This is a genomic window from Marinobacter sp. MA, assembly GCF_048298425.1.
In the GTDB taxonomy this organism is placed as follows: Bacteria; Pseudomonadota; Gammaproteobacteria; order Pseudomonadales; family Oleiphilaceae; genus Marinobacter; species Marinobacter salsuginis.
On record NZ_CP103058.1, the window covers coordinates 875,156 to 898,371 of the forward strand.

Below are 23,216 nucleotides of genomic sequence, written 5' to 3' on the forward strand. Positions count from 1 at the left end.
CGCCAAAACCAGCGCGTCGAAATAAATGACGCGGAACTATGCCGCTCAAACCTTCAAATGTCAAGGCTAAAACCCATTTCATGCCCCGACACAGAAGGCCTGTGGTAAACTCGCGGCTCACTGAACGCGGGCTAGACCGGGAAGCAGGTAATTCCCGAAATACCCGCGCCAAAAGGATGTCCAGAATGCCAGACAAGGGCCTGCATGTCGTCGGAACCTGAATCAACACCCGAACAGAAGACATTACCCAAGGCGCCCGGCCTGCTCAGGTCGTCGGGTGTTGTGGGCATCATGACCATGCTCTCCCGGGTGTTGGGCCTGGTGCGGGATATGGTCATCGCCCGCTATTTCGGTGCGGGTGCCGGGGCCGATGCCTTTTTCGTTGCCTTCAAGATCCCGAATTTCCTGCGCCGGCTATTTGCCGAGGGTGCCTTTTCCCAGGCTTTTGTGCCGGTATTGTCATCCTACCGGGAGAATCAGTCGCTCTCGGATGTCCAGCGACTGGTCAATGCGGTGGCAGGCTCCCTCGGTCTGGTGCTGCTGGGCGTCACGCTGGTGGCCATTCTCGGGGCGCCGGTTCTGACTGCAGTCTTTGCTCCCGGCTTCCTGGATGATGAGGTGAAGTTTGCGCTGACCAGCGAGATGTTGCGCATCACCTTTCCTTATCTGTTACTGATATCCCTGACCGCCTTCGCGGGAGGCATTCTCAACAGCTACGATCGATTTGCTGTGCCGGCATTTACGCCGGTGCTTCTCAATCTGGCGATGATTGCGGCGGCTATCTGGCTAACGCCGTTGATGGAGGAGCCGGTGATGGCCCTGGCCTGGGGTGTTTTCATTGCCGGGGCCCTGCAATTGTTTTTCCAGTTGCCGTTTCTTATGCGGTTGGGTCTTTTGCCCAGACCTCGCGTGGACTATCGCCACGAGGGTGTGATCCGGATCCTCAAGCTGATGGCACCTGCGCTGTTCGGGGTCTCGGTCAGCCAGATCAACCTTCTGCTCGATACGGTTCTGGCGTCCTTTCTCCAGACCGGCAGCGTTTCCTGGTTGTATTACTCTGATCGGCTGTCGGAACTTCCCCTCGGAGTATTCGGCATAGCCATTGCGACGGTGATTCTGCCGAGCCTTTCCCGTAAGCATGCAGCAGCATCAGCAGACCAGTTTGCGGCCACCCTGGACTGGGCGGTTCGGGCGGTTCTGTTGATTGGCCTGCCGGCTGCCCTGGCGCTTGCATTGTTGGCCGAGCCGCTGATTGCCACCCTGTTCCACTATGGCGCCGTTACCGACCGGGACGTGGCCATGTCGGCCCAGAGCTTGAGGGCCTATTCCGCAGGCTTGCTGGCGTTCATGCTGATCAAGGTTCTGGCCCCCGGGTTTTTCGCGAGGGAGGATACCAAGACGCCGGTCAAGATCGGCATCATTGCCATGGTGGCAAACATGGTGTTCAACCTGATTCTGATATTTCCCCTGGCTCACGCCGGTCTGGCACTGGCAACCTCACTGTCGGCCTGGCTCAATGGCTATCTTTTGTGGCGGGGGCTGCGCAAGGAAGGGGCCTGGCAGAGCCAGTCTGGCTGGCCGCGTTTCCTGCTGCAGCTTCTTTTTGCCAACGGTGCGCTGGCAGCCGTCATTATCTGGCTTAACGCACCGGTGTCGGTGTGGCTGGCAAACGGCGGTTATCAGCGCGCAGCGGATATGGCGTTGCTGGTGGGGGCAGGCGTAGCCGTCTACTTCGTTGCACTGGCCCTGGCCGGGGTTCGGGTAAGACATTTCCGCCAGAGGTAAGGTATAATCGCGCGTTTTCTCACCAGCGTTGTAATAATAGTGAGCGCTGAAAGCTAGCTGGCAATTGAAGGTTCGCATTGCATGCGTCTGATCCGGGGCCTGACCAACCTGAAAATGCTTTCCCGTCGCGAGGATTCACCGCTCGCCAGAGGATGTGTGGCCACCATCGGTAACTTCGATGGCGTGCATCTCGGGCACAAGACCATCATTGATCAGGTCAAAAGCAAGGCGGACGCTCTGGGCGTGCCCTCGGTGGTGATGATCTTCGAGCCCCAGCCCCGGGAGTTTTTTCAGGACGCAGAAGCGCCGCCCAGGCTGATGGGGTTCCGCCAGAAGTTCGAGGCCCTGCTGGCGGAAGGCATCGATATCGTGTTGTGCCTGCGCTTTAATCAGGCGTTTCGCAGCTATTCAGCCATGGGATTTATTGATGATGTTCTTATCCGGGGGCTGGCTGTCCGGCACCTTGTGGTGGGAGACGATTTTCGATTTGGCTGCGATCGCGCGGGCGATTTTGCATTGCTTGAAAAAGTTGGCAACGACGCCGGGTTTACCGTTGAAAATACTCTTACAGTGACCGTCGACGGCGAACGAGTAAGCAGTACCCGTGTCCGGGATTTACTCACTGTGAATGGCCTTGAGAAAGCCGAATCGCTGTTGGGACACCCCTATCGAATTCGGGGCAGGGTAGTGTATGGCCGTCAACTCGGGCGGCAGATCGGTGCGCCGACTGCGAATATCCTGCTGCACCGGACGCCTGCCCTGCGCGGCGTCTATGTGGTTGCCGCCACCCTGGATAACGGTGCCCGATTCGATGGTGTCGCCAACATTGGTGTGCGCCCGACCGTGGACGGTAAGCGGCCTTCGCTGGAAGTGCACCTGTTTGACTTTGCTGGCACACTTTATGGGCAGCATCTGGAAGTGGTGTTCCGCCACGGCCTGCGGAATGAGGAAAAGTTCGGCTCTGTGTATGAGCTGAAAGATCAGATTGCCCGGGATTTTGATCACGCCCGAGCGTGGATTGCCGAAAACGGCTCTGTGAAAAGCGCGGATTGAAACGCCCGGCTGCGCCCCAACGAATTAATGATCGACCAAAACTGACCAAGACCAAAAGAGTACGCACACAAACCATGAGCGACTACAAGCACACTCTGAACCTGCCGGAAACCGCCTTCCCCATGCGCGGGAACCTGGCCAAGCGCGAGCCGGAAATGCTCAAGCGCTGGCAGGATCTCGACGTCTACGGCAACCTGCGCAAGCAGCGTGAGGGGCGGGAGAAGTTCATCCTTCATGATGGCCCTCCCTACGCCAACGGCAGCATTCACATTGGTCACGCGGTCAACAAGATTCTCAAGGACATGATCGTCAAGTCCCGCAGCTTCATGGGCTACGACGCGCCCTACGTGCCGGGCTGGGACTGTCATGGCCTGCCGATCGAGCACAAGGTGGAACAGGAGATTGGCAAAGCCGGTGTGAAGGTGGATTACAAAACCTTCCGCCAGGCCTGTCGCGACTATGCCACCAAGCAGATTGCCGGCCAGAAAACCGATTTTATCCGCCTGGGCGTGATGGGGGAGTGGGACAAGCCCTACCTGACCATGGATCCTAAAGTTGAGGCGGGCATTGTTCGCGCCCTGGGCAAGATTGTCGCCAAGGGCCACTTGGTGCGTGGTTACAAGCCGGTTTACTGGAGTGTGGTAGGTCAGTCCGCACTGGCAGAAGCCGAGGTTGAGTACCAGGACAAGACCTCTACCCAGATCGATGTGCGTTTTACAGCGGTTGATCAGGCACAAGCCCTGTCACCGTTCGGCACCGACAATGGCAGTGGCGATGTCTCCGTGGTGATCTGGACCACGACGCCCTGGACCATTCCGGCCAACCAGGCAGTTTCGCTCAATGCAGATCTGGACTACGCGTTAGTGCAGACCGACGTTGGCCAGGGGCCTGAGCGCATGATTCTGGCCGCCGACATGGTGGAAGGCATCATGGCCCGCTGGCAGGTTGAGAGCTACGAAGTGCTGGCAACATGCTCCGGTTCAGCCCTGGAAAACCTCGTTCTCCAGCATCCGATCTATGATAAGCAGGTGCCGGTGATCCTGGGCGATCACGTGTCCACGGACGCCGGTACCGGCGCTGTCCACACGGCGCCCGATCACGGCATGGAAGACTTTGAGGTAGGCAAGGCCTACAACATCGGCACCATCAACCTGGTTCAGGCGGATGGTACCTACACCTCGGCCGCCGGTGAATTGGCCGGTGTGCACGTTTACAAGGCGGATGAGCCGGTTTGCAGTGCGCTCGAACGCGAGGGCAAGCTGGTTCGCTCCGAAAAGTTCCGCCACAGCTACCCTCACTGCTGGCGTACCAAGACCCCGTTGATCTACCGGGCAACCCCCCAGTGGTTTATCAGCATGGACAAGGAAAACCTGCGCGCTGACGCTTTGGAAGCCATTCAGGGTGTGCGCTGGGTGCCTGCCTGGGGTAAGAACCGTATCGAAGCCATGTTCAACCAGTCGCCGGACTGGTGCATCTCCCGTCAGCGAACCTGGGGCGTGCCCATCACCTTGTTTATCCATAAGGAAACTCAGGAGCTGCACCCGGACACCCAGAGCCTGATCGAGAAAGTGGCCCAGCAGATCGAGGAGGGCGGAATCGACGCCTGGTACGAGCTGGATGCTGCTTCCCTGTTGGGCAGTGATGCCGAGCAGTACGAGAAGGTAACCGATACTCTGGACGTCTGGTTTGACTCTGGCGTGACACACGAGTCGGTCCTGCGGGTTCGCGAGGAGCTGGGCCAGTTCCCGGCGGATATGTATCTGGAAGGCTCGGACCAGCACCGGGGCTGGTTCCAATCGTCCCTGAAAACCTCCATTGCTATGAATGGCGTGGCACCTTACAAGCAGGTTCTGACCCACGGCTTTACTGTCGATGGTAAGGGCCACAAGATGTCCAAATCCCTGGGCAACGTCATCGCGCCCCAGGAGGTCATGAACGAGCTGGGTGCCGACATCCTGCGCCTCTGGGTAGCGGCAACCGACTACAGCGGCGAAATGACCGTGTCCAAGGATATCCTGCGCCAGACCGCCGACGGTTACCGCCGGATCCGGAACACCTCCCGCTTCCTGCTCAGTAACCTTACCGGGTTTGATCCGGAGCAGCACATGGTTGCGCCGGAAGACATGATCGCGCTGGATCGCTGGATGGTGGACCGTGCACTTCAATTGCAGGAAGAGTTGCATGAGGACTATGGCAACTACGCCTTCCTGCGGATCTATCAGAAGGTTTACAACTTCTGTGAAGCCACCCTGGGCGGCTTCTACCTGGATATCATCAAGGACCGGCAGTACACCACCCAGGCCGACAGTCTGGCGCGTCGTTCCTGTCAGACAGCTCTGTACCATGTGGCCGAAGCGCTCGTTCGCTGGATTGGCCCGATCCTCAGCTTCACCGCTGATGAAATCTGGCAGCATCTGCCGGGTAAGCGCGGCGATACCGTGTTCTATGAAACCTGGTACGAAGGCCTCACAGCACTGCCGGACAACGCCGAGCTTGGTCGCGACTACTGGCGCGAGATGTACAGTGTGAAAGAGGCCGTCAACAAGTGTCTGGAGGAAGCCAGGGCGCGGGGTGAAATCAAAGGCTCGCTCAGTGCCGAGGTGACCCTGTTCTGCGAAGGCGATCTGGCTGCCGACCTGAAGCACCTGGGCGAGGAGCTGCGGTTTGTTCTGATTACTTCCGAGGCCAGTGTCAAACCGGTTTCAGAAGCGGGCGATGCGGAAATGACATCCCATGAAGGTCTCCGCGTGAAGGTGACACCCGCCGCTCACGCAAAGTGCGAGCGCTGCTGGCACCACCGTGAAGACGTCGGCCGCAACGCCAAGTACGACGATCTCTGTGGTCGCTGTGTGACCAATGTGGAAGGGCCTGGTGAAGCCCGCGCATACGCCTGATGGACGCGACCATGACGGAGCAGGTCACCGGGACCAAATTGAAGTGGCTGTGGCTGGCTGTTCTGGTGATCGCTTTGGATCTGGGCACCAAGGCGATGGCAACCGCCATGCTGACCTACGGTGATCCGGTTCCGGTGATGCCGATGTTCAATCTGACGCTGCTTCACAACACTGGAGCCGCGTTCAGTTTTCTGGCTGGCGCGGCCGGCTGGCAGCGCTGGTTCTTCGTAATTTTGGCGCTCGTGGTCAGCGTGGTGCTGATTTACTGGCTGAAAAACCTCCAGCGCCATGAAACCTGGACCGCCATTGCCATCGTACTCATACTCGGCGGGGCCCTAGGCAACGTCTACGATCGGGTGGTGCATGGCTACGTGGTGGATTTCCTGCATTTCTACTGGCAGGACTGGCACTTTCCCGCCTTTAACCTGGCCGACACCGCGATCACCATCGGTGCCGCCATGATGATTCTTGATATGTTCCGCAAACCCGCCGATTCGGACGGGGATGCGCAGAGAAGTGAGTAGCTCTTATGAATGAACTGCCTGTCGACAAGGGTACCCGGGTAAAACTGCACTTTGCCCTGAAATTCCCGGATGGCGAAGTGATTGACTCGACCTTTGAGAAAGAGCCGGCTTCCCTGGAAATCGGCGATGACAACCTGCCGGAGAACTTCGAAGCTTACCTGATGGGTATGAAGGCCGGTGACAGGGACAGCTTTGAGGTTCCGCCGGAGAAAGCCTTTGGCCAGCACAACCCGAATAACGTCCAGACCTTCAAGCGCCATGAATTCAGCCCCGATATGGTTCTGGAGCCGGGCGTGATGATCTCCTTCGCCGATGCGCGCCAGAGTGAGTTGCCCGGTGTGGTCAGTCGAGTGGAAGGTGATGAAGTCGAGGTGGATTTTAATCACCCCCTGGCAGGGCGTACACTGACATTTGAAGTGGAAATTATTGACGTGGAGCCGGCTGGCCCGGCCCATTAACCAGAGCAGCAGGTTGATATGCAGATCCGACTCGCCAATCCCCGAGGTTTTTGTGCCGGCGTGGACCGCGCCATTGAAATTGTAAACCGGGCGCTGGACGTGTTCGGAGCGCCTATCTATGTAAGGCACGAAGTGGTCCACAATAAATTTGTGGTGGATAATCTGCGCAACCGTGGCGCCATCTTCGTGGATGAGCTGGACGAGGTGCCAGACGACAAGCTTGTTATCTTCAGCGCCCACGGCGTCTCCCAGGCAGTGCAGAATGAAGCAGCGCGCCGTGGCCTGAAGGTCTTTGACGCGACTTGCCCGCTGGTCACCAAGGTCCACCTGGAAGTTATGCGCTACAGCCGCGACGGTCGGGAGTGCGTACTGATCGGCCACCACGGCCACCCGGAAGTGGAAGGCACCATGGGACAGTACGACCACAGCAATGGTGGTGAGATTTACCTCGTTGAAAACGAGGAGGACGTTGCCAACCTCGAAGTTAAAGACCCCGGCAAGCTCTCCTACGTGACCCAGACCACCTTGTCCATGGACGATACCGCCAGGGTCATCGACGCTCTTCGTGCAAAGTTCCCGGACATCCAGGGCCCGCGTAAGGATGATATCTGCTACGCCACCCAGAACCGTCAGGACGCGGTAAAGCAATTGGCTGGTGACTGTGATCTGATGCTGGTGGTGGGCTCGCCGAATAGCTCTAACTCCAATCGTTTGCGGGAGCTGGCGGAGCGGATGGGTACGCCTGCCTATCTTATTGATGAGGCTTCCCAGATTGACGCCGCCTGGCTGGAAGGCAAGACCGCTGTTGGTGTTACCGCTGGCGCCTCTGCGCCCGAGGTTCTGGTAAACGATGTGATTACTCGCCTAAGAGAACTTGGCGGCAGCGTTCCGGAGGAGATTGCCGGGCGTGAGGAGAATATTGTGTTTTCTATGCCGCGAGAGTTGCGGATAGATGCATCGAATGTTGATTAAATTTATTTCTCTGGCCGCGTAGAATGCCAATCGTGAGTGCTGCGCGGCCAGCCTGACCCGATTTTGTGATCTGCAGCACGCGAAGCTCCTCCTGATATCCGCTTATCCAACCTCTTTGACCGCTCGTCGATCAAAGCTCCATCTTTGAATTTTGCTGATCTATGCTTTCAATGCGGTTCTATCTAACGGACGTTTGGATGTTTGGATGAGAAATCAAAGTGGTCTGACGCTGATTGAGTTGCTCGTTACTCTTGTAGTGCTGAGCATTGTGATTGGCATCGCTGTGCCCTCCTTTCGTGAGCTGGTTCTGAACAACCGTATTACCAGTCAACTGAACACGGTATCTGGAACGCTTTCGTTCGCCAGAAGTTCTGCTTCGAGCAGGCCGGGAGCCTCCGTAACCTTCTGCTCGAGCACCAATGGTGCCGCCTGTAACGGCGGTGCCAACTGGGAAAACGGTTGGATTGTGTTCAGGGATGTGGATGGTGATGCCGCTGTTGATGCTGGTGACGATGAAATATTAAGGGTCAATTCCGGACTTGCCGGTGGAAATACGTTACGAATTCGGGGATTTGGTGGAGTGAATTCGTCAGTCAGGTTTGACCCTGAAGGTATGCCGAGGATGCCAGCAGGTGCGGCGGCTGCAGGAACCTTTATCGTGTGCGATGAGCGTGGTGTTGAAAGAGCTTCCGCCCTGGTTGTGTCGGGCGCCGGCCAGATTCGAATTGTCAGAGACGGGAATGATCATAATGGGAATGCCATTGGTTGTCCGTGAATGTCGTAAGCCTGTTGGGGCAGTCGCCAGGCAGCTTGGATCCTCCAGGTATCGGTCGAATGCTGGTATATCCATGATCGAAGTACTGGTAACACTGGTCATTGTATCGGTTGGGCTGCTTGGCGCCGCAGCTATGGTTATCAATGGCCTTGAGAGCAATCGAAATGCCTACCTCCGCACCCAGGCGAGTATTCTTGCCTACGACATGGCGGATCGTATTCGTGCGAATGGAGCACAGCTTGCCAGTTATACAGGTTTTGCCTTCGATTCGACCGATGAGGACGCGCCGGACCTTCCGGGTTGCTTTACGAGTGACGCAGGGTGTGATGGAGCTGGGCTGGCGAATGCCGACCTTGCGCAGTGGGCGGGTGCACTGGAAGGAGCCGATGGTGGCGTTGTGCTTCTGCCGGCGGCCCAGGGCGCAATTGCTGATGCAGGCGGTGGTGACGTCACCATAACCGTCTCCTGGATAGAGTCACAGTGGGACGAAGATGAAGATGCGTTCACAGATCAGGCTCAAAACTTTGTCCTTAGATTCAACCTCTGAAGGAAGTCTGGATGATATCTGAAGTGACTCGATCTCATAGCATAATCGGTGGCTTAAAGCAGCGTGGCCTCTCTCTTATTGAGCTGATGATTGCGTTGCTCCTGAGTACTCTGCTCACGCTGGGGATTTTGACCATGTACCTGGATTCAACGGAAACCTCACAGGTCAGTCGGTCTCTGGCCCGTGTGCAGGAGTCCGGACGGATCGCCCTGGATCTGGTTGCCCGGGATCTCAGAATGACTGGCTTTGCAGGTTGCGCAGATCCGCTGCAGGATCTGGCGCCGGCTTACGACGCCTCTACGCTTGATGAGGATTTCTACGGGAGCAGTTTGCGTGGCGCGCGGGTAGACGGCGACGAGTGGGATGACCTGGTCGATAACGTGGGAATTGCCGCCCTGGATGCGGCCGCCGTTGGTAATTCCGACGTACTTCAGATTCGTCGCGCCAGTGGCCCTTCCGCAACTCTCGATGCAGACATGGCGGCGGAGAATAGCACCATCAGTACAGATTCTGATCAGACTGTGACCGAATTCCGGATTGGAGAGAACGCGTTGATCACGAACTGCGTGACAGCGGACGTGTTTGCGGTTGGCGATCCGGACGGTTTCGAAGACAACGAGATTAATCACCAGCCGTTATCCAATACCTACCCGGAAGGCTCCAGGGTGCTGCACTTCAATACAACAACCTATTGGGTGGGAGATACAGGACGCACCGATCAGCAGGGCAATACCGTTTGGGCCCTTTACCAGAATGGCCTGGAGGTGGTCACCGGGGTGGAGCGGTTACAGGTTCTCTACGGAGTACGTGAGGACGACGGCAACGTGCGTTTCGAGAATGCGGACGACCTGACTGCGGATGATTGGAACGAGATCGACGTTGTTCAGGTCGGGCTGCTGGTCAGCGATGAGCAAAACGTTCTGGAGACAGCGGACACCAAGAGCTATGACTTGCCGGGGCTGACTGTTCAGCCTGCCGGAACCGCCGGGGCAGATGCCACATATCCGGCTGACGACCGGCTGCGCACGACATTTTCCATGACCGTGAATTTACGAAACAACATTGAGCAATGAGAGGGCCGGACATCATGAGGCGCAATCAAGTGACAGGCCCGCGGAAGGAGCGGGGCGCGGTACTGGTAATCAGTCTGGTTATTCTGCTTGTCGTTACTCTTTTGGGGGTCGGCGCCCTTGAAACGGCGGTTTTCCAGGAGAGGATGGCCGCCAACTCGCAAAACAAAAACATCGCATTTCAGGACACTGCGAGTCTTCTTGAGGACATCCTCCGGGACCCGAATATTCTGGGAGGAACTGCAACCGTGCTGAACGACGCAATTGTGCGCGGCGTTGGTGAGCCCAGTAACGCGACCAATTACGCTGCTGATGATCCAGTTTCAGCGCAGTACACCGTTACCTATATGGGGGAGAGCAACCCCTTTGTGGCGCCGGGACAGGAGACATCTCTGTCCTCTCCGATCCCACAACGACGCTTCGAGCTCCGGATGACGACAGAGAATGCCAACACTCAGGCCGGAACAAGTCATATTCAGGGCTTTGTGCCCAATTAATCTGAACAACAGCCTTATCAGGGGGTGTTATGAGAATTTCAGGATTCAATCTTTGTGGCCTGGCGATGGTCCTTTCAGCAGCTTTATGGAGTTCAATGGTCTTTTCGCAGTCAGTGCCGGGAAGCGGTACCCCCTTCGTGCCACCCATAGCGGCTGAGGGCTTGGACCTGGAACTGAACACCTCTGGTGCGGGCGAAGTGATTTCCATCAGGATTACAGAGTGTGATGGCTGTATGCCCAGAACATTCCTTCCGGCTCCCGAGATAGAGTTCCGGTCAGGCGGTGAGCAGATCAACTTGCGGCAGGCCAAGGCAGCCAGCGGAGGCGGGGGAACGGTACTTTATGACCGCGAAACCGAACTGGCGGAAGTCGTAATTTTTTACGGACAGTGAACCCGAGGTGCAGTCATGAACAAATTCAGATTTATACGCAATGTTTCCCTGGCTCATATCCTGGTGCTGTCCCCTTTCGCGAGTAGCGTCAGTGCTGATGACACGGAAATATTCTTCAACATCGAAAGGGATATATCGTCCCCGAATATTCTCTTTATTCTGGATAACTCCGGGAGTATGGATACCTTCGTTGAAGTGTCTGAGTCGAATTACGACCCTTCACAGAGTTATGAAGGAAATGCTAACGACGACTTCGTGTACTACGAGGACGGCGGTAATTGGTACACTATCAGAAAGACAGTCATAGAGTGTCAGGATATCAACACCAAGCTGGATACGCTTGGCAGGACATCCCCCTACAAAATGGCTTACTTTTACAGAAATCGCTGGAATTCGTTCAGTTACGATAACGTGAATAACTCCAGAACCGTTTGTCAGGCTGATGGCAACAATGAGGTAGATTGGGGGGATATTTCCGCGGAGGAGTTCTACTCTGCGAACTACCTCAACTGGTATGAAAATCGTGAAGTCACCTACGAGAGGCGGATCGATATTGTTAAGCGGGTCGCCAAGAACCTCGCCGATGGTCTTGAAAATGTGAACATCGGACTGATGGCATTCGATCGATTTGCAAACGATTTTGGTGAAGGTGGTGTTGTTCTTGAGGCCATTCGTCCCATATCCGAGGGCCGTAGTAGCTTCAAAGATGCTGTTGACGATCTCGGTGCGGATACCAACACGCCCTTATCGGAAACCTTATTTGGTGCCAAACGATACTTCGAGGGGGGATCTCCTTTCCTGAGCCCGTCCCGTCGCCAGGCCGATAATGCGATGGATGGTGATTCCTACAGCAGTCCAATTGAGCTTGAATGCCAGGCTAACTACGTCGTTCTCCTGACTGACGGTGAACCAACCCGGGATACCAACCACAACGATGACATGGAAGATGAGTTGGGGATTAATGGATGTGACGGCAATTGTCTCGATGAGATTGCCGAATATATGTACACCAACGACCTGAATGACGAGTACGATGGCACTCAGCGCGTGGTGACGTACACCGTGGGTTTCCAGTCTGATCAACAACTGCTGGATGACGCTGCCACCAAAGGCGGAGGTGAATATTATCTGGCAGAGAGTGCGGATCAGCTGGAAGGCGTTTTCAATGAGATTTTTCGGCAGGTTCTCTCTACCAATACGACATTCTCATCACCGGGTGTGAGTGTTAACAACTTTAACCAGCTCAACTATCTGGATGCGCTCTATTTCTCTGTGTTCGAGCCGGTTGTCGAACCCCTCTGGCCGGGTAACCTCAAACGCTACCGCCTTACCTCTGCCGGGGATATCGTTGACCAGAACGGCAATGACGCAATTGACCCTGTGACAGGATTCTTCAAGGATACGGCTCGCAGTTACTGGTCGTCTGGGGTCGATGGCGCGGTCGCCAGCGCAGGCGGTGCAGCCAGTGTTATACCTGACGATAATTCCCAACGGAACGTTTATACCTATTACGTGGGGTCAACATCCCAGTCGCTTACCAACGCGGTCAATAACGTAGTCGTCGGCAACGATAATTTGACCAAGACCCTCTTTGGCGATGCCGATATGTCTGATGCACGGCTTCAGGAGTTGATTCGCTTTACTCGTGGTCAGGATGTAGACGACGAGGACGATGACGGGAGTACGTCAGATTCCAGGAAATTTATCGCTGATCCATTGCATTCCCGGCCCTATCTGCAGGTCTATGGTGGAACTGAGGAAGATCCGGATACTACCGTATTCTTTGGTGACAACCAGGGGTTCCTCCATGCCCTTGATGGCGAAACCGGTCAGTTGAATTTCTCGTTCATGCCGGGCGAATTGCTCGCTAATCAGGGCGTGTATCGGGACAATTTGGTGTCGGAGTTTGCCCGGCCCTATGGCATGGACGGTTCGATCACTGCGTGGTTCCAGGATATCGACCGGGACCGGGTAGTTGATGAAGACGACTCTGTATACATCTACTCAGGCATGCGTCGCGGCGGCCGTAATTACTATGGTTTGGATGTCACCGATCGGGATGCCCCTTCCGTACTCTGGGCAATACGCGGAGGCCAGGGCGATTTTACGGAACTCGGCCAGACTTGGTCTGATCCTGTGAAACACCGCGTCCGCCTGGGTGATGAGATCCGTGAGGTTCTGTTCTTCTCCGGCGGCTATGACACCAATCAGGATGATGTGGCTGTGCGTACAGAAGATTCCATGGGTCGGGCCATCTACATGGTAGATGCATCCACTGGAGAGCGCCTGTGGTGGTCCGGTCCCGCAGACAGTGACGCTGACCTCGAGCTGGCGGATATGGACTACAGCATCCCGGCTACGCCTGCTGTCATTGATGTAAACGGTGACAGACTGGCCGACCAGCTATACGTGGGTGACATGGGCGGTCAGATCTGGCGGGTGGACTTGCGCAATGGTCAGGAAGCCGCCAATTTTGCCACGGCGGGTGTGATTGCGGACCTTGCAGGGAGTACCGAAGCTTCGAACCGCCGTTTCTATCACACACCGGATCTGTCAGGTACTCTGAAGAACGGACAGCGTTATCTGAACCTTGCAATCGGATCAGGCTATCAAGCGAGTCCTCTGGACAAGGGCGTTGAGGATCGTTTCTACAAGCTTACAATCTCTTCCATCGCTGTACCCTTGAATCAGGCTGGAGAAGTCGAGTACACAACTCTGACTGAAGCGGATCTCATGGATACCACGGATAACCTGATTCAGGAGGGTACCGAAGAGCAAAGGGAGGCGGCCGAAACTTCATTGTCCCAGGCTCAGGGCTGGTACATACGCCTCACCCGCGATGGCGAGAAAGTGCTGTCTTCGAGCACGACGCTTCGCGGTGACGTCTTCTTCACAACCTTTGAGCCCGCGGCCAGCCTTGATCCTTGTGTGCCGTCCGCCGGTCAATCTCGCCTCTATCATGTTGAGCTGGCCGATGGTAGGGCAGTGGTGAACTATGACAAGCTTGGTTCAGACGATGCTTTGACCGAATCTGATCGGTACGTCGCTCTGAAAACACTTGGTCTGCCTCCGTCGCCGAAGGCTATTACCATTGACGGCGAAGACATTATTGTGGCCGGTACTGAAACTCTGGTTCCCCCTCCCCCGGGTGGTCTGGTCAGAAAGATCTATTGGTATGAGGAGTAAGTCTCTTGATTCTTGAAAGACGTAATCAGGGCTTTACGCTGATCGAGCTGATGATTGTGGTGGCGATAATCGGAATTATCGCCGCCATCGCCTACCCGAGTTACACGGAATACGTGGAGAGGGCAAGGCGGACAGATGCCCAGGGGGCGCTGATGGGGCTTGCGGCGGCGATGGAACGCCACCGCACAGCTAATGGGACTTATCTCGGGGCTGGAAGTCCAAACAGTGGTGCACCATCAATTTATGCAGATGAATCGCCCATTGATGGTGCGCCAAAATTCTACGATCTGACCATAGATGATGGCAGCGTGATCGCTAATGTTACCGCAACCACATACGTTCTCATCGCTACTCCCAAAAATGCGCAGGCTGGAAATGGTATCCTGACGCTTGCTCACACTGGGGCGCGAGGCTGGGATGAGAATAACGATGGCGATGTGGACGACGCAGGAGAAAACAACTGGGAGGATTAACCGCCCTTTACGAGCAAGTTAATTCTCCACCCCATGCAAGTCTTATATGCCCGTCACCGTCGTCATCCCTGACCTGGCGGGCACGTCCTCCACGACTCACTGCGATGTAGGTCATCTGTCCGCTGGAAACATCGTCCGGACAGATGACCAAACTCCCGGTACCACCGTAGACAATGCCATCAGGCCCGAAATGAAACGAACCGCTGCCTGCAGTACGTGAATGAACGCGCAGTCGGCTACTTCTTGGGTTGATCACTCGCCAGATGGTATTGTCATCGGGTCTCTGATCCCGATCCACGTCCGGGAAAATAGATACTTGTCGGTTCCAATCGTCGACACACTTATTTTCTTCATCTAGTGGGCAGATAGCGGTAATCGCGCGCGTTTTCACCGCTTGGTATCGAGCGAATGCAAACGCGCCGAAATAGCTGTTCACGCTCGATGTTCGCGCATTACTCAGTGACAGACTGCTGAAAGCAGGCACTGCGATGCCTGCAGCGATAATCAGAATGGCGAGAGTTATGAGAAGTTCAACGAGGGTGAACCCCCTCGAGTGCAAGGGACGTAACTTTTTCATCAGGGCCCTCCATGGCTCCTAACTTGTTTTGGATTGAGACTTTAACACTTTTCCTGAGTTTGGGGCTGAACTCACTGTGTCGAACTTCACGGAAATTCAGTTTACTCCATTCCCAACTTCTTCAACCGATACCTCAGCGCCCGAAAACTGATTCCCAGTCTTTTGGCCGCAGCAGTCTTGTTCCATCGGGTCGCCTCAAGCGCCTTCTCAATCGCCTGTCGTTCAATCTTCTCGAGGTATCCCTCTAGATCGATTTCACCATCAGGAACAGCAACCCCCTCTCCCTCGCCGGACTGGCCTTCTGCAATAATCTGTGTGGCGGACGAGGGATGTTGCACTCCGTTCCCCAGGTGAAGATCCTCAGCATCAATCTGGTCAGCGTCGCAGAGGGTGAAAGCCCGCTCCAACACGTTTTCCAGTTCCCGAACATTTCCGGGGAACTCATAGCTTCTCAGCCTTTCGACGGCGGCAGGTGTTAACGAAGCTGGGTCACACTCATACTCTCTCGCAATCCGCTGAAGAATGTGGTTCGAGAGCAGTGGAATATCATCCGGCCGTTCTCTCAGGGGCGGCACTGCGAGTTCTATCACGTTAATGCGGTAGAAAAGATCCTGGCGGAAGCTGCCTTCCTGAACAAGTTCCGGCAGGTTCTTGTGGGTGGCACTCAGTACCCGGATGTCAACGGGGACCTCCTTCGTATCGCCAACCGGACGAACTGCTTTTTCCTGAATAGCCCGGAGCAGTTTCACCTGCATGGCGAGGGGCAGGTCAGCTACTTCATCGAGGAACAAGGTGCCGCCATTGGCTGACCGGAACAAGCCATCTTTATTCTCCACGGCCCCGGTAAAGCTGCCTTTTTTGTGGCCGAAGAATTCGCTTTCCATCAGTTCGGAGGGAATCGCGCCGCAGTTAACCGCGATAAATGCTCCTTCTCGGCGGGGGCCCTGCAGATGGATCATTCTGGCAACCAGCTCCTTACCGCTTCCGGACTCGCCGCTGATAAAAACGGGCGCCTGGCTTCTGGCCAGTTTTCGGGTCTGGTTACGGAGTTTGCGTATCTCTGGCGATTTACCCAGTAACAGGCCTGGCTCGTCGGCTGTATCTTCTGTGTCTGCCTTTGGCTCGGCTAATTTGAGAGCGCTATTGACCAACTCCCTTAAACGGGGCAGTTCCACCGGCTTGGATACGAAATCAAAAGCCCCGGCTTTGAGAGACTCGATCGCGGTATCCATGTTGCCGTAGGCTGTAATCACAGCAACAGGCGTGGCGGGAGAATGCTTCTGAATCCACTGTACGAGTTCGATGCCGTTACCGTCTGGCAGGTTCATGTCGGTCAGGCAAAGATGGGTGGTGTTTTGTTCCAGCAATTTTCGGGCGCTGGTGAGGTCAGGTGCCGTGAGCGTGGTTATCCCCATCCGTGTGAGGGTGATCTCAAGTAAATCCCGGATGTCCGGTTCATCATCAACGATCAGCGCTGTGTATGTGGTCATCTTTTTATCGTCGGTTCCATGTCGTTGTTCAAGCGCTCAATATCCACTAGCGCCGGTTCAGATCATTCGCCCCGGGTGAGCAAATGTAATGCGAAAACAGCAGCCGGGCTTGTTGTCTTCTACCAGAGAAAGGTGCGCCTGATTAGCCTCGCACAGTTCCCGAGCCAGATAAAGCCCCAGCCCGGTGCCCACCTTATCTGTGGTAAAAAATGGTTCGAAGACCGAGCTTCTGTGTTCCGGCGCGATGCCCGGGCCCTGGTCGCGAACGTCGATATATGCGCGCTCGCCGTCCTCGGTTGCCCCAGCATGGATGCCGATCTTTCGCTGTCCTGAATGCTGTTCACTGTAGCGTAAACCGTTATCGCAAAGGTTCACCATTACCTGTTCAATCTGGCTCTTGTCGAACCGGGCTGGCGGCAGTTGCGGATCGATTTTCAGAACGATGTTGGCGGCGGTGCAGTCATCGTCCTGCGTTTGGAGGAAATCTTCCCGAAATTCCTGGAGCCAGGGAGCCACTTCAATCAGATCGGCATTGGCTGCCCGGCGCCTGGAAAGATCCAGTACATTCTCGATGATGCCATTCACCCGCCGGGAATGGCGTCGGATAATTTCCAGCATCTGACGGTCACTGGGTTCGAGGTTGGGGGATTCCTCCATGAGTTGAGCCGCGTGGCTGATTGCCCCCAACGGATTACGGATTTCATGGGCGATGCCGGCCGTGAGTCGGCCCAGCGATGCCAGTTTCATCTGCTGGGCCTGTTGGGTAACTTTGCTCATGTCCTCGATAAATACGAGGATCTGGTCGCCTCGCTCCTGGTCCAGTTGGGTAAAGTTGACCTGCAAAAGCGGCGAGGTTGGTGAGGGCTGGAACGGCTCAATGCGCTGTGTAGGGTCCTTGAGCCATGCATCCAGACCCTGCTTGAGGGGTTTGGGTAACACGTTTGCCCGTTGGTTAATTGGTACCGAGGTTTTGGGTGCCCCGTATAGAAGTTCTTCGGCAGCAGCGTTGGCAACGCGGATCTGGCCGAAACGGTCCAGTACGAGTATGCCGGTACGCATGCGCTGGATAATCTGCTGGTTGATTTGCTCCAATTCGGCAATGCTGCGGGCACGGCTGCTGGCCAGAGCTTCGCTGCGCATCATGCGGAGGGAGATACTTTGCAGGACGAAAGCCGCCGCAAAATATAGGATGCCGAGGGAGCCGGCCCTGACAATGTCGTCGGCGGACTCGCCTAGCGCCAGCACGGCCCAGCCCGAGATTCCCAGGGAGCAGATTGCAGCCAGAGCCGCGTAGAAGGTGCCCATGCGGCTTGGAGTCAGGATGTTGCCCGCTGCCACGGATACTATCACCAGATTGGCCAAGCCGTTGGTAATGCCTGTGCTGGCGAGCAGCAGTCCATGCATGATGAGAATATCAAGCAGGATCGAAAGCGTTATATGACGCTGACTAGGGTGAAAGCCGGCCACCAGAAGCAGGGCAATGAAGGCATTCAGTCCAAGGTAAGCGGAGACCCCTGCCTGATAGTAATCCAGAAACCGGAAGCGCATGTCGAAGTTGACAGGATCTACGAACAACAGAGCCACCAGCATCAGGCTCACCACCAGGCGGTAGTGGTTGTAGATTCTGAACAGCTTTGCTTGCTGAACGCCGGATGGTGTTGAAGGGGGCTTGCCGAGCGTTTCGGCCGACTGTGCTGGTGTATCTGGTGCCATGAGTTACAGGGATCCGCTGTTGATCGGAAGAAATCCACGCCTATGCGGGGTTATAATAGCCTTTTCATGGCAATGAGTTACAGGAGCCGATTTATGTCCGTGTCCGGAAACCAGGCAGCGACCGGGGCGTCAGCCAGAAAACTGCGGGTGGTGATGGCCCAACTGGATTTTCTGGTAGGCGATATACCCGGCAACACCGAGCTTATCCTTGAGGCTGCCCGTCGGGCATCGTCCGAGCATCAGGCGGACATTGTGGTTTTTCCCGAGCTTTGCCTGACCGGCTATCCGCCGGAGGATCTGCTATTGCGCCCGAGCCTGGAAGTCCGGGTCAACGAAGCGTTGGAAAGACTGCAGGCGGAAAAGCTGGATCCGGTGATTGTTATCGGTGCTCCTCTTCGCCATGGCGCGCTGCTGTACAACGCGGCGGTGGTCATTGATGGAGGCGAAATCACCGGTCGGTACTTCAAACGTTTCCCGCCCAACTATCAGGTATTCGACGAGAAGCGTTACTTCGCCGAGGGTCGGGATGTCCTGACTCTGGATATCCGGGGCGTTCCGGTAGGAATTACTGTATGTGAAGATCTCTGGAAAGAAGGGCCGGTGGAGGACTGCGCTGCTGCAGGCGCCCGCCTTATCCTGAACCTAAATGCCTCGCCCTATGACATCGACAAACAGGCGCGCAGGAAGGCATTGCTGGAGCGGAAGTCCCGGGAGAATCTGGTCAGTATCGTGTACGTGAACCTGGTGGGCGGCCAGGACGAGCTGGTTTTTGACGGTGGCTCCATGGTGTTCGACCATTCCGGTGTGCTCACTGCAGAAGCTCCGCAGTTTGGCGAAGGCCTTTATCCGGTCGACTTCCTATGCGAGCACCATTGTCAGCCAGTATCCCAGCCCTTGCCGGAAGAGCCTTCGCTTGAGGCCAATGTCTACAGCGCTTTGGTGACCGGTGTTCGGGATTACGTCAACAAGAACGGATTCAAATCCGTGGTTCTGGGGCTATCAGGAGGCATCGACTCGGCAGTGACTCTGGCTGTGGCAGTGGATGCTCTGGGCAAGGATCGGGTCCGCGCGGTGATGATGCCGTTCCGCTACACCTCAAGTATGAGCCTGGAGGATGCTGAGGCCGAGGCGGTTAGGCTGGGTGTGCAGTACGATGTGTTCTCGATTGAGCCGATGTACGACGCCTTCATGGAATCTTTGGCAGCGCCTTTCGAGGGCACCAAGCCCGACACAACTGAGGAAAACCTGCAGGCGCGTCTGCGCGGTGTTTTGCTGATGTCCCTGTCCAACAAGTTCGGGTCGCTGGTGCTGACCACCGGGAACAAGAGCGAGATGGCGGTGGGTTACTCAACCCTGTACGGGGATATGGCTGGCGGCTTTGACGTTCTCAAGGACGTGCCCAAAACCCTGGTATTCCGCCTGGCCAAGTACCGCAATACGCTTTCGGAGGGAGAAGTGATCCCTGAGCGTGTAATCACCCGCCCGCCGTCGGCAGAGCTCGCGCCAGATCAGAAAGATGAGGACAGCCTGCCCGGTTACGACGTGCTTGATCAGATTCTGAACCTGTATGTCGAGAGGGATTTCAGCGCTGATGCGATCGTTGCCGAAGGCTTCGATAGGGTTGACGTTGAACGGGTGATACGTCTGGTGGATGTCAACGAATACAAGCGTCGGCAGGCGCCGATTGGTGTCCGGATTACCGAGCGAGGGTTTGGTAAGGACCGGCGGTATCCGATAACTAACGGTTGGAAGAGCGGAAAGTAGCCAACAGATATCGGGGTCAGTTGAACATTTCAATTGACCCCGATTTCAGCTCTTATTCGTCGCCCATCAAACCAAAGGTGACAACGTTAGTCAGTGAGCGGTTTTCCCCTTCCAACAGGTCCACCTCAAACTCACCGGCGTCATTGAACGCTTCACTTTCCGGGAAATTGGTGCGGAGCATGGCGATCGCGTCCTGTGACCCTTTTTTCAGTTCCAGGAAGCGAAAGGTTTCTGCAAGGATAATCAGTGCCTCTTCGGTCACAGTGGCGGTAGGGTAGTTCTCGATGATGTACCGCGCCCGGTTGTTGGCAGCTACGTAGGCCTGACGTTTGACGTAGTAACGCGCTGCGTAGAGCTCCAGCTCGGCCATGCGATTGCGTACCGCGATCATTCGCTGGCGGGCATCCGCGACGTACTGACTGTCCGGATAGCGGTTCAGCAGCTCGGAAAAGTCCCGGAATGACTGCAACTGCTCGCCCGGATCCCGGGCCGCTACGTCGATCGGGAAGTAGCGCGCCGCGAGCCCGATATCCAGATTATAGGAGGCGAGGCCGCGCATGTAGAGCGCGTAGTCTGCGTGGTCGCTTTGAGGATTGAGACGCAGAAACCGATCTGCGGCCGCGCGGGAGCCTTCAAGGTCCAGGTTCTGGTAGCGAGCATAGATCAGGTCAAGCTGGGCCTGTTCTGCATACCGGCCAAAGGGATAGTAGGTTTCCAGGGCATCCAGGTTCTGTTCTGCTTCGTTGAAGTTACCAGAGGTCATGGCCTCTCGGGCGTTCTCGTAATAGGTCTTCTCCGGAAGCACTTCCTCCTGCTTGTTGGAGGCGCAGGCGCTCACCATAACAACCAGTGTGGCAAGTAGCAGCAAACGAAGACCTGATCTCATTCCGGAATCCCGTATAATGTCGATTAATTCAAGGGCAGTCATTGTAGCGGGGAAGTGGCTCCATGTGCAGAGCAATCCCCCGTTGTTTCCAATAATCTGACCGAAACGTAACACACACAGGCCCTGGGGGCTTAATGTCATCTGAAAAACGAATCCTCGCCAGCTTTGTCGTGCCGCCGGAATTGAGTGATCGGCGCCTGGATCAGGCTGCGGCAGAACTGATGCCCGAACACTCCCGTTCCCGCCTGCAGTCCTGGATCAAGAGTGGTGCTTTGACGGTGAATGGTGAGGCGCGAAAGCCTCGCGACAAAGTGATGCTGGACGATCGCCTGGAGCTGGATGCCGAGCCGGAAGCTCAGGTGAGCTGGCAGGCCGAGGAAATATCCCTCGATATCGTCTATGAGGACGAGCACTTGTTGGTCATCAACAAGCCGGCGGGTCTTGTTGTGCACCCGGCTGCCGGGCACGCCGATGGGACCCTGGTTAACGCTCTGTTGAATTACGCACCGGAAGTCGAGAATCTGCCCAGAGCGGGCATCGTTCACCGACTCGACAAAGACACCTCCGGCATCATGGTTGTCGCTCGAAGCCTGATTGCGCACACATCCTTGGTTGATCAGTTACAAACCCGGACCATGGGCCGCGAGTATGAAGCCGTCGTCGTTGGTACCCTCACCGGAGGTGCAACGGTTGACGCACCCATCGGCCGACACCCGCGGGAACGCAAGAAAATGGCGGTCGTCGCCTCCGGAAAGCCGGCGGTCACCCACTATCGTCTGGTGGAGCGCTTTGCCGCCCACACCCACGTCCGCTGCAAGCTGGAAAGCGGTCGAACCCACCAGATCCGCGTTCATATGGCCCATGTAAAACACCCGCTGGTCGGAGACCCCCTTTACGGCGGCCGCCTCAGGCTGCCCAAGGGGACCACCGAAGAACTTCGAGAGGCTCTCTCGGCTTTCCATCGCCAGGCTCTCCACGCCCGGCAACTGACCCTCGAGCACCCGGAAACCGGTGAAATCCTGACCTGGGAGGTGCCCCTGCCTGAAGACATGGTTGCCCTGATCGAGGCCCTGCGCAAACACGCCCGGGAGCTGGAAGCGCGTGACTATTGAAGGTGACGCCCTGAAGCCTGACTGGTCCGCGCCTGACAGAGTGCGGGCCCTCAGCACAACCCGCGCCGGCGGCGTTAGCGGGCGACCCTGGGACAGTCTTAACCTTGGTAGCCACGTTGAAGACAACCCGGACAATGTGGAACAGAATCGACTAAGACTCGCCGAATCCGCAGGCCTGACAAGCGAGCGGATCGGCTGGCTCAATCAGGTGCACGGTACCGATGTTGTCGAACTGACCCCGGATAACGTCGGACAAATCGCCAAGGCCGACGCCAGCTACACCCGTCATCCAGGCATCGCCTGCGCCATCCTCACCGCCGACTGCCTGCCCGTTGTTCTTTCCGACCGCGAAGGAACCGTCGTCGGCGCCGCCCACTGCGGCTGGCGAAGCCTGTGTGGTGGCGTTATCGAGAATCTGGTGAGCGTCATGGCCGTTGCACCCGAAACCCTGCAAGCCTGGCTCGGCCCAGCCATCGGCCCGGACAGCTTTGAAGTCGGCCCGGAAGTGCGTGACGCCTTCCTTGATCATGATCCCAAAGCGGTCCAGGCCTTCACAGCCGAAGGCGCTCAGCCGGGTCATTTCATGGCAGATATCTATGCACTTGCCACTCTGAGGTTAAATCATCTCGGCGTTTCCACCGTGACTGGCGGTGGCCTGTGTACCGTTCAGGATTCGGATCGGTTTTTTTCTTACCGCAGGGATGGCCAAACCGGGCGTATGGCAACTTTGATCTGGATAAGAGACTGATTCTGCCTTTCTTTTATCGGTTGGCTCTGGTTTTAACCGAGAATCTCCGGGGCTGGTGCAGGACTACTTTACAGAACTGTCTGCAGCATGGATGCTGCAGCCAAGCCTACAGGGATGTATTCACGGCGTGTTCTGTAAAGTAGTCCTGCACCAGACCTGCACCCAAGTCCCAATTTCAAACTGACGGCCGTCAATTTTCTGACGAATACACCGAAGCCCCGCTTGAAGTCCCCCTACTTGCCCCTACATTAATTGTCAAAGCAATCGAATATCCGCCACCGATGGCACCTTGGTATTCGC

20 protein-coding genes and 1 pseudogene are annotated in these 23,216 nt (G+C 56.2%); 17 read left to right on the forward strand and 4 right to left on the reverse strand.

The window, feature by feature from the left end:
• Positions 1-204 precede the first annotated feature (204 nt).
• From murJ to NUW46_RS04080, 14 genes and pseudogenes are all read left to right on the forward strand, one after another.
• Positions 205-1,785: a murein biosynthesis integral membrane protein MurJ gene (murJ, locus tag NUW46_RS04015; RefSeq protein ID WP_418141415.1), complete on the forward strand. Its 1,581-nt coding sequence runs from the start codon at positions 205-207 to the stop codon at positions 1,783-1,785.
• 81 nt (positions 1,786-1,866) lie between these two features.
• Positions 1,867-2,838 carry a bifunctional riboflavin kinase/FAD synthetase gene (gene ribF / locus NUW46_RS04020; RefSeq protein WP_418141416.1) on the forward strand — a complete coding sequence of 324 codons (972 nt, stop codon included), beginning with the start codon at positions 1,867-1,869 and terminating at the stop codon, positions 2,836-2,838.
• Positions 2,839-2,912: 74 nt separating this feature from the next.
• On the forward strand, positions 2,913-5,732 hold the full coding sequence (gene ileS, locus NUW46_RS04025; RefSeq protein WP_418141417.1) for an isoleucine--tRNA ligase: 2,820 nt from the start codon (positions 2,913-2,915) through the stop codon (positions 5,730-5,732).
• A complete protein-coding gene (lspA, locus tag NUW46_RS04030) occupies positions 5,732-6,256 on the forward strand; it encodes a signal peptidase II (RefSeq protein WP_153634746.1) in 525 nt (174 codons plus the stop codon). Before ileS ends, lspA begins: the two co-directional genes overlap by 1 nt.
• Positions 6,257-6,261: 5 nt before the next feature.
• A complete protein-coding gene (gene fkpB / locus NUW46_RS04035; RefSeq protein ID WP_153634745.1) occupies positions 6,262-6,714 on the forward strand; it encodes an FKBP-type peptidyl-prolyl cis-trans isomerase in 453 nt (150 codons plus the stop codon).
• A gap of 18 nt (positions 6,715-6,732) precedes the next feature.
• Positions 6,733-7,686 carry a 4-hydroxy-3-methylbut-2-enyl diphosphate reductase gene (gene ispH, locus NUW46_RS04040; RefSeq protein WP_418141418.1) on the forward strand — a complete coding sequence of 318 codons (954 nt, stop codon included), beginning with the start codon at positions 6,733-6,735 and terminating at the stop codon, positions 7,684-7,686.
• A 151-nt stretch (positions 7,687-7,837) separates the two neighbouring features.
• The gene (locus NUW46_RS04045; protein ID WP_418141419.1) at positions 7,838-8,461 is read left to right on the forward strand and encodes a GspH/FimT family pseudopilin; all 624 of its coding nucleotides are present in this window, start codon (positions 7,838-7,840) and stop codon (positions 8,459-8,461) included.
• Entirely contained in the window at positions 8,442-9,008 is a 567-nt protein-coding gene (gene pilV, locus NUW46_RS04050) for a type IV pilus modification protein PilV (RefSeq protein ID WP_418142009.1), read from the forward strand. The genes NUW46_RS04045 and pilV overlap by 20 nt, the downstream gene beginning before the upstream one ends.
• A 23-nt stretch (positions 9,009-9,031) precedes the next feature.
• A complete protein-coding gene (locus NUW46_RS04055) occupies positions 9,032-10,081 on the forward strand; it encodes a PilW family protein (RefSeq protein ID WP_418141420.1) in 1,050 nt (349 codons plus the stop codon).
• 14 nt (positions 10,082-10,095) lie between these two features.
• Positions 10,096-10,203: pseudogene (locus NUW46_RS04060) on the forward strand (hypothetical protein); the annotation flags it as partial.
• Positions 10,204-10,224: 21 nt separating this feature from the next.
• Positions 10,225-10,575 carry a hypothetical protein gene (locus NUW46_RS04065; RefSeq protein ID WP_418142073.1) on the forward strand — a complete coding sequence of 117 codons (351 nt, stop codon included), beginning with the start codon at positions 10,225-10,227 and terminating at the stop codon, positions 10,573-10,575.
• A gap of 95 nt (positions 10,576-10,670) precedes the next feature.
• The gene (locus NUW46_RS04070; RefSeq protein WP_418141421.1) at positions 10,671-10,967 is read left to right on the forward strand and encodes a hypothetical protein; all 297 of its coding nucleotides are present in this window, start codon (positions 10,671-10,673) and stop codon (positions 10,965-10,967) included.
• Between the two features lie 15 nt (positions 10,968-10,982).
• Positions 10,983-14,153, forward strand: a complete 3,171-nt coding sequence (locus NUW46_RS04075) for a pilus assembly protein (RefSeq protein WP_418141422.1) — start codon at positions 10,983-10,985, stop codon at positions 14,151-14,153.
• 5 nt (positions 14,154-14,158) lie between these two features.
• Positions 14,159-14,626 (forward strand): type IV pilin protein, encoded by a 468-nt coding sequence (locus NUW46_RS04080; protein ID WP_418141423.1) that lies wholly within the window; start codon positions 14,159-14,161, stop codon positions 14,624-14,626.
• Between the two features lie 7 nt (positions 14,627-14,633).
• Here the strand turns inward: NUW46_RS04080 and NUW46_RS04085 are convergent, their stop codons facing one another.
• From NUW46_RS04085 to NUW46_RS04095, 3 genes are all read right to left on the reverse strand, one after another.
• Entirely contained in the window at positions 14,634-15,203 is a 570-nt protein-coding gene (locus NUW46_RS04085) for a GspH/FimT family protein (RefSeq protein WP_418141424.1), read from the reverse strand.
• Positions 15,204-15,304: 101 nt separating this feature from the next.
• On the reverse strand, positions 15,305-16,693 hold the full coding sequence (locus NUW46_RS04090; protein WP_418141425.1) for a sigma-54-dependent transcriptional regulator: 1,389 nt from the start codon (positions 16,691-16,693) through the stop codon (positions 15,305-15,307).
• 57 nt (positions 16,694-16,750) lie between these two features.
• Positions 16,751-18,406 carry a sensor histidine kinase gene (locus NUW46_RS04095; protein WP_418141426.1) on the reverse strand — a complete coding sequence of 552 codons (1,656 nt, stop codon included), beginning with the start codon at positions 18,404-18,406 and terminating at the stop codon, positions 16,751-16,753.
• Positions 18,407-18,499: 93 nt separating this feature from the next.
• On the opposite strand from NUW46_RS04095, the gene NUW46_RS04100 reads away from it, so the two are divergent.
• A complete protein-coding gene (locus tag NUW46_RS04100) occupies positions 18,500-20,170 on the forward strand; it encodes an NAD+ synthase (protein WP_418141427.1) in 1,671 nt (556 codons plus the stop codon).
• 52 nt (positions 20,171-20,222) lie between these two features.
• Here the strand turns inward: NUW46_RS04100 and NUW46_RS04105 are convergent, their stop codons facing one another.
• Positions 20,223-21,056 (reverse strand): outer membrane protein assembly factor BamD, encoded by an 834-nt coding sequence (locus NUW46_RS04105; protein WP_418141428.1) that lies wholly within the window; start codon positions 21,054-21,056, stop codon positions 20,223-20,225.
• Between the two features lie 134 nt (positions 21,057-21,190).
• Here NUW46_RS04105 and rluD point away from each other — a divergent pair, with 134 nt between their 5' ends.
• Entirely contained in the window at positions 21,191-22,168 is a 978-nt protein-coding gene (gene rluD, locus NUW46_RS04110) for a 23S rRNA pseudouridine(1911/1915/1917) synthase RluD (RefSeq protein ID WP_418141429.1), read from the forward strand.
• Positions 22,158-22,916, forward strand: a complete 759-nt coding sequence (gene pgeF / locus NUW46_RS04115; protein WP_418141430.1) for a peptidoglycan editing factor PgeF — start codon at positions 22,158-22,160, stop codon at positions 22,914-22,916. The genes rluD and pgeF overlap by 11 nt, the downstream gene beginning before the upstream one ends.
• The last annotated feature ends 300 nt before the right edge of the window (positions 22,917-23,216 follow it).